Below are 9,765 nucleotides of genomic sequence, written 5' to 3'. Positions count from 1 at the left end.
AACTTCCGGACGCTGCCGCGCATCCGCTCCGAACGCCCGGCGTTCGACCTGCACTATCCGGCCACGATCGGCCGGATCGACTACCACGCGACTCCCGAGATCAGTTAAGGCGGCCATGGCATGAAGGTGGAAGGCATCATCTTCAACTTCTTCGGAGTTTTCGCCGGGGCCGCCGCGCTGGTGTACTGGTTCTGGTCGAAGGACCCGACCGGCACGGCCGCGCTGACCCTCACCACGGGGCTCGGCCTGCTCGTCGGCGGATACTTGATCTTCACCGGCCGGCGGATCGGGATGCGCCCGCAGGACCTGCCGGATGCGGAGGTCGCCGACGGGGCTGGGGAGCTCGGGCACTTCACCCCGGGCAGCTACTATCCGTTCTTCATCGGGGCCAGCTCGGTGACGGCGGCGATGGGCCTCGTCTTCGGCGTCTGGATGATCATTCTCGGTGCGCTTCTGGTCGTGGTGTTCGTGACTTGCCTGGTCTTCGAGAACTTCTGGCACCCGCCGGTGCCCGAGGACTGATCCCGCCCGGGTCGGGGTCGCCCTTCCCTCGGGGGCCCCGACCCGGGCGGGATCAGAGAGCCGTGGCCGCCGCCGCGTCAACCGCTGCGGCGCTCTGGCTCGCGGTCACCCAGCGCTCCAGGACGGCCCGGGCGGCACCGGAGTCCACCGCCTCGGCCGCCCGGGGCAGGGCGGCGGCGATCTGCTCGGTGACGGGGGCATCGGAGGGGCCGGCCGCGGCGACCAGGGCGGTGGCGGCGGCGAGCAGGACCGCGTCGCGGACGGGTCCGGGCTCACCGGCGAGCACCGACCGGGTGACGGCGGCGTTGTAACGGGCGTCCGCGCCGCGCAGCGCGGCGTGGTCCGCGACGTGGATGCCGACGTCGCGGGGGTCGAACCGCTCGCGGCGCGGCTGTCCGGCGCCGGCCGCGACGACCCACACGGCGGACGTCGTCACCGGGGTGAGCTCGTCGAGCCCGTCGTCGCCGCGGAACACCAGCGCCCGGGTGCCCCGGTCCGCCAGCACCCCGGCGACGACGGGAGCGAGCCGCGCGTCGGCGACGCCGATTGCCTGCGCGCCGGGGCGGGCCGGGTTGCTCAGCGGCCCGAGGATGTTGAACGCGGTGGGCACGCCGATCTCGCGCCGGACCCCGCCGACGTGCCGCATCGCCGGGTGGAAGACCTGGGCGAAGCAGAAGGCGATGCCGGCCGTAGCCAGGCACGCCTCGACGCCGGACGGCGACAGGTCGACCACGACACCGAGCTCCGCGAGCAGGTCCGCCGAGCCGCAGGATGACGACGCGGCCCGGTTTCCGTGCTTGACCACCGGCACACCCGCGCCGGCAACGACCAGCGCGGCCATCGTCGACAGGTTCACGGTGTGGGAACGGTCGCCACCGGTCCCGCAGGTGTCCACGGCGCGGGCCCGTACCCGCTCGGACAGGCTCAGGGGCGTGGCACTGGCCAGCATGGCCTCTACCAGGCCGGCGATCTCCTCCGGCGTCTCCCCTTTGGACCGCAGCGCCACCGCGAACCCGGCCACCTGCGCGGGCGAGGCGACCCCCGCCATGATCTGCTGCATCGCCCAGGCGGTGCGCGCGGAGTCCAGGGACTCGCCCGCTAGCAATGCTCCTATCAGCTCCGGCCAGCTCGTCCCGGCGGTCGGGAGAGCCCCGGCGGGGGACGCCCCGGCGGGGGAGCGGCCGGTGTGGGAGTGGGATGCGCCAACGGTGGTCATACCTCGGAAGCCCTGGATCTCAGTGGGCGAGCTGGGCGCCGGTGAGCGGCCGACGGGCCACGGCGCCGCCGGCACGCGCCCGCAGCAGTGTCACGACCGCCTCGGTGAGTAGACCCGGATCGATCGGATGGGTGACCACCGCATCCGCCTGGGACCAGGTGGCGAGCCAGCGGTCGTCCGGGCGGGCGACCAGCAGGATGGTCGGCGGACAGTTGGTGACCTCGTTCTTCAGCTGCCGGCAGAGCCCCATGCCCCCGCTGGGGGTGGCCTCCGCGTCGAAGACGCACAGATCCGCCTCGTGATGATCGACTACGCCGATCGCCTCGGGGGCGTCGGTGGCCTCGACGAACTCGATCGGACCGAGGTCGGCGGCGGGGAGACGGCCGATCGCGTTCCGGACGTGTTCGCGCACATCCGCTCGGTCGGCGTAGACGAGGACGGTGCTCATGTCGTCCGCGGGCCTTTCGCGAGAGGTGACCACCGCCGACCGGCGGCGAGCCGACCAGCGGTGAACTGCGGACCGCCCTCCAGGCACCTCGGAACTCCAGGCACCCGGAGCTCCGGGCGCCTCGGAAGTGGACGCTGCCATGTGAGAGTTGTCCTGTGCAGGCTACCTCCCGCGGACCGTTGGACGTGACCCGTGTCGCATCGCCCGACTGGCCCTCGCCGGGCCGGGTGAGGTCGGGATCACAGCTCCCTGGTTGCCTTCGGATCGTCCCGGGAGTGATACTGAGAATCGTTCTCAACCGGTGGATCCTGATGCCGGCCGGACCATGTGACGCCTCGAGCGTGATCGCCGGCGGCCTGGGGCGTTCCACCGCCGTACGACGGGCGTGATCCTATGAACGACCAGACCGATCTTCGTCTCACTCCGCAGCGGATGGCCGTGCTGGCGGTGCTGGCTGCCGCCCGCGACCATCCGACCGCGGCCGAGGTCCACGAGCGGGTGCGGACCGTATCCCCGGGGATCGGCAGTGCGACCGTGTACCGCACACTGGCGTTGCTGGTATCCGCCGGCCGAGCGCTCGAGCTGAACCTGGGCGACGGCACGGCGGCCCGGTACGACGCCAACACGAGTCGTCACGACCACGTGGTCTGCGACGGATGCCGTCGGGCGGTCGATATTGATCATCCCGTCCTCGACGGGATGATGGCCCAGATCGCGTGTCGCTCGGGATTCGCCATCACCGGGTACGACCTGCGGTTCCGGGGGCTGTGCCCGGACTGTCAGGCGAACGGCTCCGGCCCGGCCCGCGGCGCGGCCGGGACCGGCCAACAGTGAACACCCATCCACAAGGAGCGCTTCATGCCGAAGCTTGACGGCACCAAGACCCACGAGAACCTCAAGGAGGCATTTGCCGGCGAGAGCCAGGCGAACCGGCGTTACCTCTACTTTGCCCGCCGGGCCGACATCGAGGGGCTGACCGACGCCTCGTCGCTGTTCCGCGACACCGCGGAGGGCGAGACCGGTCACGCCTTCGGGCACCTGGACTTCCTCGCGGAGGTCGGCGACCCGGCGACGGGCGAGCCCCTCGGTACGACCACGAAGAACCTGGCCAGCGCCGTCGCCGGCGAGACCTACGAGTTCACCGCAATGTACCCGGGCTTCGCCAAGACCGCCCGCGAGGAGGGCTTCGAGGAGATCGCGGACTGGTTCTCGACCCTCGCCCGGGCGGAGAAGACCCACGCCGGTCGGTTCAAGAAGGCCCTCGACGCGCTGTCGGCCGAGGAGACGGCCGACGCCTGATCGTCGGGGTTTCTCGATCTACCGGGCCGGGGTGGCGGGGGCGATGTCAGTAGTCCCTCGTCGCCACCCCGGCTCGCATCGTCGCTCCCGCGCCGTGGGCCCTCGGCCGATTCGTGGGCCCTCGGCCGTTCCTGGACCGCCCGCCCGTTTACGGATCCCAGCATTTCCGGACAGGAGATCGCACGGTGGCGCTGACCATCGCCGACATCACCACCGACCACCAGGCGTACGCGGAGCGCCGGCTGCGGCTGCGCAGCCAGATGATCCTGGTGCGCGCCGAACGCCGGGTACGGGTCGGGGACATCGTCGTCCTCGAGTTCGAAAACGAGCAGACGCTGCGCTACCAGGTGCAGGAGATGGTCTACACCGAGCGGTTGACCGCCTCCGCCGACGTCGCCCACGAGATCGATGCCTACTCCCGCCTGCTACCCTCCAGCCACGTCCTCACGGCGACGGTGTTCATCGAGCTCTCGGTTCTGGAGACCGTCCGCGAGGAGTTGGGGCGGCTTGCCGGGCTGCAGCACAGTCTCGCCCTGGAGATCGGCGGAATCCGGGTGGCGGGCGAGGAGATCCCCGGCCTTGACGAGGATCCCGACATGCCCACCGAGACCGTCTCCGTGCACATGGTGCGCTTCGCGCTGACCGATTCGCTCCGGGACGCCTTCCGCGACCCCGGCGTGCCGGTCGAGCTTGTCGTGGAACACCCGGAGTACAGCGAGGCGACGCCGTTGACCGGAGCTACCCGGCGTGTCCTCATCGCGGATCTCGCGTTGCGGTCCTGACCGGCTCACCCGGCCGCTGCCTGCCGGTCACGGTCACGGCTGGCCACGGCTGGCCACGGCTGGCCACGGCCGGTCACGGCCGCGGGTCCCCGTCGCGGGTGAGGTCGGACGCATCCGCGGGTAGTCGGTTCGCGCGCCGCGGGATGGGTAGGCGGAACATCTAGGGCACGCGTCCGTGTCGGCACGTCCGTCCGCCCGTCAACGTCAGCACGTTCATCCACGTCAGGGAGCCACCCGTGACCGATGACCAGCTACGTCCCGACCGCATCCGCCCCGGCGCCGCCGTCCCGCCCGGCGTCCCCTCCGCGCAGGGCACGGCCGCGCGGGCCGCGCTGCACCGCCTCGCCGAGGGCAAGGACGAGTGGGCCGCGCTCGGTGACCTCGCCGCCGCCGAGGTCCTGTTGCCCGACCTCGGTAACGACATCACCGATCTGTCGGAGGAGGACGACAGCCTCCTGCAGCTGCCGGTGGCCGAACGGCAGGACGGCACCCAGTTCGTCCCGACGTTCACCTCTGAGCAACGCCTGGCCGAGGCGCTGCCGGAGGTGGCGCGTTACCGCACGGTCCAGGTGGCGGCCCTGGGCCGGATCTGGCCGTCCGACGATCTTCTGCTCGCGGTCGATCCCGGCTCGGAGGGCGGCATCGCCCTGCCGGCGGACGGCCTGCGGGCGCTCGCCGCGATGTCCGGCTGAGGCCCGCCCCGGCCCGGCGTCACGTCACGTCACGGTCGGGGGTCACGGCGCGGTCGGGGGTGTCCGTGTTGGCTCGACTGTGCCCGCCGGAGGGCGCTGGCGGGCCGGTGTGTCGCGGGTGAGGCACGCAACATCGGCCGGGTCAGCCTTGTCGCTCCGCGTCGTTCGTAGGCCAACTGACATCGCTGTGACCTGCGTTTTTCCAGCTACGGCAGGGCTTTGCCGGGCAGGCGAGGCAGCCGCCACGATGATTCGGGGCGGTCATCGACGGGTCGTAGTCCTACCGAACGTCGAACCTACAGTGGCGCGTGGGCCGTCCCGTGCCAGAATGACCGACGTGGCCTCAGCCCCCGTCCTCGAGAAGGCTCCTCCACCACACCCGACGGCCAACCGTCCCTCGATGGTCTCGGTTGGCACGGTCGTGTKGCTGTCGTCGGAGCTGATGTTCTTCGCGTCCCTGTTCGCGATGTACTTCACGATCCGTTCGGTCAACAGCGGCAACTGGCCGCCGGTCACCGGCGACCCCGCCGGATCCGAACACGGACCCGTGGAGCTGCACGTCGGGTACGCGTTGTTCTTCACCGTGATCCTGGTCCTGTCCAGCGTCACCTGCCAGCTCGGCGTGTTCRCCGCCGAGCGTGGTGACGTGTACGGGCTACGGCGCTGGTACCTGATCTCGCTGATCATGGGTCTGGTGTTCGTCGGCGGCCAGGCGAACGAGTACTTCAGCGAGAACAAGTTCACGATGGCATCGCACGCCTACGGATCGGTGTACTACCTGACCACCGGTTTCCACGGGCTCCATGTGATCGGCGGTCTCGTCGCCTTCTTGATGGTGCTGGGCCGATCGACGTACGGGCGCTTCACACCGGAGAAGGCGACCTCGGCGATCGTCGTGTCGTACTACTGGCACTTCGTCGACGTTGTCTGGATCGCCCTCTTCGCGACCATCTACCTCCTCCAGTGAGCGACATGACTGCATCCTCGGGCACCTCGTCATCCTCGGACACGCCGTCGGGCATCCCACCGTCGGGCACCCCGGCGTCGGGCACTGCGGCGTCGCGATCCTCGGTGTCGGTCACCGCCACGAAGCGGTTCTCGCGCGGACGCCGTTCGTCCGCGCGCCGCCGCCGGAGGTCCTCCGCGCTGGTCATGGTCCTCGGCCTGCTGGCCACGGGGGTGCTGTGGACGGTGCTGGCGCCGGGCGGCAACGCCGCGCAGACCCCGGACGCCAACGAGGCGGTCCGGCAGGGCCGGGCGCTGTACCTGCAGGGCTGCTCGACCTGCCACGGGCTGGGAGCGCAGGGCACGAACACCGGGCCCAGCCTCATCGGCGTCGGCGCCGCCGCGGTGGACTTCCAGGTGTCGACCGGCCGGATGCCGCTGGCCGCCCCCGCCGCGCAGGCCGACCGCAAGCCCCCGATCTACTCGGCGACCCAGATCGACCAGCTCGCCGCGTACATCCAGAGCCTTGGCGGCGGCGAGGAGGTGCCGAAGGTCACGGACGCGGCGCTCAACGACGCCGACCTGTCGCACGGCGGCGAGTTGTATCGGGCCAACTGCGCGCAGTGCCATCAGGCCGTCGGGCAGGGCGCGCCGCTGACCTACGGCAAGTTCGCCCCCTCGCTGAGCGAGGCCACCCCGGTGCAGGTCGTCGAGGCCATGCGGACCGGGCCGGAGTCGATGCCGGTGTTCGGCCCGCGCCAGCTCAACGAGGAGGACGCGACCGCGATCRCGGCCTACATCAAGCACATGAAGGAAGCGCCGAGCGCCGGTGGGTACAGCCTCGGTAACTACGGTCCGGTGCCCGAGGGACTGCTGGCCTGGCTGGTGGGCGTCGGTGCCCTGCTGGGTGTGTGCCTGTGGATCGGAGCGAGGCAGAAGGTATGAGTGACCAGACGGGCCGGGGCACGCCGGGGCCGGCGGATTCCGGTGCGGACCAGCCGTCCGTTCCGACGGACCGGCGCATGCACTACCCGGGCTACCAGGGCGAACCGGCCGACGAATCTGACCAGGACTCGATGAGCAGCATCTTCAGAAGGGCGAAACACCCGGTGGACACCTCCGGCCAGCCCGCCGGGGGATCCGGGGTGTCCGCCGGCGGCCCGGACGTCCCGGCCGGGACGTCGGACGGCCCGGAGGCCTTGGGCACGCCGCCCCACCAGACCGATTCGACCCGTGAGCCCGCGACCACGGCCGTTCGCCCGCAGGCGGGGGTCATCCAGCCGACCTACGGGGAGCGGGCCGCCGGTGGGGTGACCGTCCGTCCGCCGCGCGCGCAGGACGTGGACCGCCGGGCCGAGCGGCGGGCGGAGCGGCTGATTGCCGGCTGGTTCCTGATCTCGGTGATCGGCACCGTCGGGTTCGTTGTCACCAACTTCGTCGGTGACAAGTACAAGGCGTACTACACCCCCTCCCTCGGGGCCGCGCTGGGCCTCGCCGTCGGTGGGCTCGGCATCGGCCTGATCCTGTGGGCCAAGCGGCTGATGCCGCACGAGCAGGCCGTGCAGGAGCGCCACGCGTTCGCCTCCTCCAAGGAGGAGATCGCCGTCACCGAGGAGGAGATCGCGGCCGGGTTCGCCGACACCGGCCTCGCGCGCTACCCGTTGCTGCGCCGCACCCTGCTCGGGGCGGGCACCGTGCTCGGCGGRCTGATCGTGGTGCCGCTGCTGAACCTGACGAACACCAAGCCGGGCAAGAAGCTCGACCACACGAGCTGGGTGAAGGGTGCCCRCCTCGTCACGGAGGACGGCCGTTACGTCAAGCTCGGCGACGTCGCCATCGGCGGCATCGAGACGGTGTTCCCGGCCGTTCCGGTGACCGAGTCCGACGGCACCGTTGCGTACCAGCCGAAGACCGATGTCCAGACCAAGGCCGACAGCACGACGCTGCTCATCCGGCTGCCACCGGGGGTCGACCGCCCCCGCAAGGGCCGGGAGGACTGGGGCGTCGACGGCCACGTCGCCTACTCCAAGATCTGCACGCACGCCGGCTGCCCGGTCAGCCTGTACGAACAGCAGACCCATCATCTGCTCTGCCCCTGCCACCAGTCCGTCTTCGACGTGCGGGACGGCTGTCGGGCGATTTTCGGGCCGGCCAGCCGGTCCCTGCCACAGCTTGCCATCGCCGCGGACAAGGACGGGTTCCTCTACGCCCGTGACGGTGACTACCACGAGCCCGTCGGTGCCGCCTTCTGGGAGCGCTCATGACCACCGCATCCGCCCCCGAGTTCGTCAAGCGGCCGGGCCCGATCCGGAAGGCCAACCGTGAGCTCGACGAACGGTTCGGCAACCAGGCCTTTCTGCGGCGCAACCTGAACAAGGTCTTCCCCGACCACTGGTCGTTCATGATCGGGGAGATCGCCCTCTACAGCTTCGTCGTGCTGCTGCTGACGGGCATCTACCTGACTCTGTTCTTCGACCCGTCGAACACCGAGGTCATCTACAACGGTTCCTACGTCCCGCTCAAGGGCGTGGAGATGAGCCGGGCCTACGCCTCGACGCTGGACATCAGCTTCGACACCCGGGCCGGTCTGGTGTTCCGCCAGATCCACCACTGGGCCGCGCTGGTCTTTGTCGCGTCGATGATCGTGCACATGTTCCGGGTGTTCTTCACCGGCGCGTTCCGCAAGCCCCGTGAGACCAACTGGCTGATCGGCATCGGTCTGGTCGCCCTGTCAATGCTCGAGGGCTTCGCCGGCTACTCGCTCCCGGACGACCTGCTCTCCGGCACCGGTCTGCGGATCGCGGCCTCGATCGCCCAGTCCATCCCGATCATCGGGACGTGGGCGTCGTTCCTCGTGTTCAACGGGGAGTTCCCGGGCGTCAACTTCCTGCCCAGGCTCTACGTGACGCACATCCTGCTGGTGCCGGGTGTCCTGCTCGCCCTGATCGGCGCGCATATGGGCATCCTGTGGCACCAGAAGCACACGGACTTCCCCGGGCCGGGCAAGACCGAGGACAACGTCGTCGGCCACCGGGTCTTCCCCGTGTTCGCGGTGAAGTCCGGCGGGTTCTTCATGCTGGTCTTCGCGATGCTCGCGCTGCTCGGCGGTCTCGCCCAGATCAACCCGATCTGKATGTTCGGCCCGTACGACCCGTCGAAGGTCAGCTCGGCCTCCCAGCCGGACTGGTACATCGGCTTCCTCGACGGCTCGACCCGGCTCATGCCGCCCTGGGAGTTCCGCGGGCTCGGGCACACCATCCCCGCGGTGTTCTGGYCGACTGCCGTCCTGCCGGGCATCCTGTTCACGCTGGCGGCGCTCTATCCCGCGCTGGAAGCCAGGTTCACCGGGGACACGAAGCCGCACAACCTGCTGCAGCGGCCACGGGAGGCGCCGACCAGGACCGCGATCGGCGCGATGGCGATCAGCTTCTACCTGGTGCTGATGATCTCCGGTGGTAACGACATCATCGCCAAGACCTTCAGCATCTCGCTGAACGCGATGACCTGGGCCGGCCGCATCGGGCTCATCGTCGTGCCACCGATCGCCTATGCGGTGACGAAGAAGATCTGCATCGCGCTCAACCAGAAGGACGCCGAGATCGAGCATCACGGCATCGAGACCGGGATCATCCGCCAGCTTCCCAGCGGGGAGTTCGTGGAGGACCACCGCCCGAAGCCGACTCCCGTCCCCGACCATCCRCTCGTCCCGACGGACCGGTTCGAGCTGCCGGCGGCCAACGGGCATGGCGACGGTCACGGCAAGGGGCTTGCGCGCCGCGCAGGCAAGGCCGTGACCGGGTTCTTCGTCGAGGAGAAGCAGCCACCCGGCGGCGGCCGGCAGTAGCCGCCCGGCCTGACGGA

General features: G+C 70.3%; 11 protein-coding genes. 9 read left to right on the top strand and 2 right to left on the bottom strand.

What is annotated here, in order from left to right; translation table 11 throughout:
• Positions 1-120 precede the first annotated feature (120 nt).
• Complete coding sequence (locus tag KBI5_RS05105; RefSeq protein WP_011437500.1) at positions 121-522, top strand: cytochrome c oxidase subunit 4; 402 nt, start codon at positions 121-123, stop codon at positions 520-522.
• 52 nt (positions 523-574) lie between these two features.
• On the opposite strand, the gene trpD is transcribed toward KBI5_RS05105, so the two are convergent.
• Both trpD and KBI5_RS05095 read right to left on the bottom strand, forming a co-directional pair.
• The gene (gene trpD, locus KBI5_RS05100) at positions 575-1,738 is read right to left on the bottom strand and encodes an anthranilate phosphoribosyltransferase (RefSeq protein ID WP_011437499.1); all 1,164 of its coding nucleotides are present in this window, start codon (positions 1,736-1,738) and stop codon (positions 575-577) included.
• 19 nt (positions 1,739-1,757) lie between these two features.
• Positions 1,758-2,186, bottom strand: a complete 429-nt coding sequence (locus KBI5_RS05095) for a response regulator (RefSeq protein WP_011437498.1) — start codon at positions 2,184-2,186, stop codon at positions 1,758-1,760.
• 393 nt (positions 2,187-2,579) lie between these two features.
• On the opposite strand from KBI5_RS05095, the gene KBI5_RS05090 reads away from it, so the two are divergent.
• The 8 genes from KBI5_RS05090 (at position 2,580) to KBI5_RS05055 (ending at position 9,748) form a co-directional block, all read left to right on the top strand.
• Positions 2,580-3,020, top strand: coding sequence for a transcriptional repressor (locus tag KBI5_RS05090; RefSeq protein WP_011437497.1), 441 nt, complete (start codon positions 2,580-2,582; stop codon positions 3,018-3,020).
• A gap of 24 nt (positions 3,021-3,044) precedes the next feature.
• The gene (locus tag KBI5_RS05085) at positions 3,045-3,485 is read left to right on the top strand and encodes a rubrerythrin family protein (RefSeq protein WP_011437496.1); all 441 of its coding nucleotides are present in this window, start codon (positions 3,045-3,047) and stop codon (positions 3,483-3,485) included.
• Between the two features lie 185 nt (positions 3,486-3,670).
• A complete protein-coding gene (locus tag KBI5_RS05080) occupies positions 3,671-4,267 on the top strand; it encodes a DUF3501 family protein (RefSeq protein WP_011437495.1) in 597 nt (198 codons plus the stop codon).
• Between the two features lie 236 nt (positions 4,268-4,503).
• Positions 4,504-4,959 carry an SseB family protein gene (locus KBI5_RS05075; RefSeq protein WP_011437494.1) on the top strand — a complete coding sequence of 152 codons (456 nt, stop codon included), beginning with the start codon at positions 4,504-4,506 and terminating at the stop codon, positions 4,957-4,959.
• A 328-nt stretch (positions 4,960-5,287) separates the two neighbouring features.
• Positions 5,288-5,926, top strand: coding sequence for a heme-copper oxidase subunit III (locus KBI5_RS05070; RefSeq protein WP_085014445.1), 639 nt, complete (start codon positions 5,288-5,290; stop codon positions 5,924-5,926).
• Between the two features lie 5 nt (positions 5,927-5,931).
• On the top strand, positions 5,932-6,849 hold the full coding sequence (locus tag KBI5_RS05065) for a c-type cytochrome (RefSeq protein WP_085014447.1): 918 nt from the start codon (positions 5,932-5,934) through the stop codon (positions 6,847-6,849).
• Positions 6,846-8,168: a Rieske 2Fe-2S domain-containing protein gene (locus tag KBI5_RS05060; RefSeq protein ID WP_085014444.1), complete on the top strand. Its 1,323-nt coding sequence runs from the start codon at positions 6,846-6,848 to the stop codon at positions 8,166-8,168. The genes KBI5_RS05065 and KBI5_RS05060 overlap by 4 nt, the downstream gene beginning before the upstream one ends.
• The gene (locus KBI5_RS05055) at positions 8,165-9,748 is read left to right on the top strand and encodes a ubiquinol-cytochrome c reductase cytochrome b subunit (RefSeq protein ID WP_085014443.1); all 1,584 of its coding nucleotides are present in this window, start codon (positions 8,165-8,167) and stop codon (positions 9,746-9,748) included. Before KBI5_RS05060 ends, KBI5_RS05055 begins: the two co-directional genes overlap by 4 nt.
• The last annotated feature ends 17 nt before the right edge of the window (positions 9,749-9,765 follow it).

It is taken from the genome of Frankia sp. KB5 (genome assembly GCF_002099325.1).
Taxonomy (GTDB): domain Bacteria; phylum Actinomycetota; class Actinomycetes; order Frankiales; family Frankiaceae; genus Frankia; species Frankia casuarinae.
Note: the sequence above shows the minus strand (reverse complement) of the source record. Positions and strands in the feature narration are given on the sequence as shown.

Excerpts from the sequence above, each read along its gene's own strand:
- KBI5_RS05105 (WP_011437500.1), top strand. The coding sequence starts at position 121 with ATGAAGGTGGAAGGCATCATCTTCAACTTCTTCGGAGTTTTCGCCGGG.
- KBI5_RS05085 (WP_011437496.1), top strand. The coding sequence starts at position 3,045 with ATGCCGAAGCTTGACGGCACCAAGACCCACGAGAACCTCAAGGAGGCA.
- KBI5_RS05095 (WP_011437498.1), bottom strand. The coding sequence starts at position 2,186 with ATGAGCACCGTCCTCGTCTACGCCGACCGAGCGGATGTGCGCGAACAC.
- trpD (WP_011437499.1), bottom strand. The coding sequence starts at position 1,738 with ATGACCACCGTTGGCGCATCCCACTCCCACACCGGCCGCTCCCCCGCC.
- KBI5_RS05090 (WP_011437497.1), top strand. The coding sequence starts at position 2,580 with ATGAACGACCAGACCGATCTTCGTCTCACTCCGCAGCGGATGGCCGTG.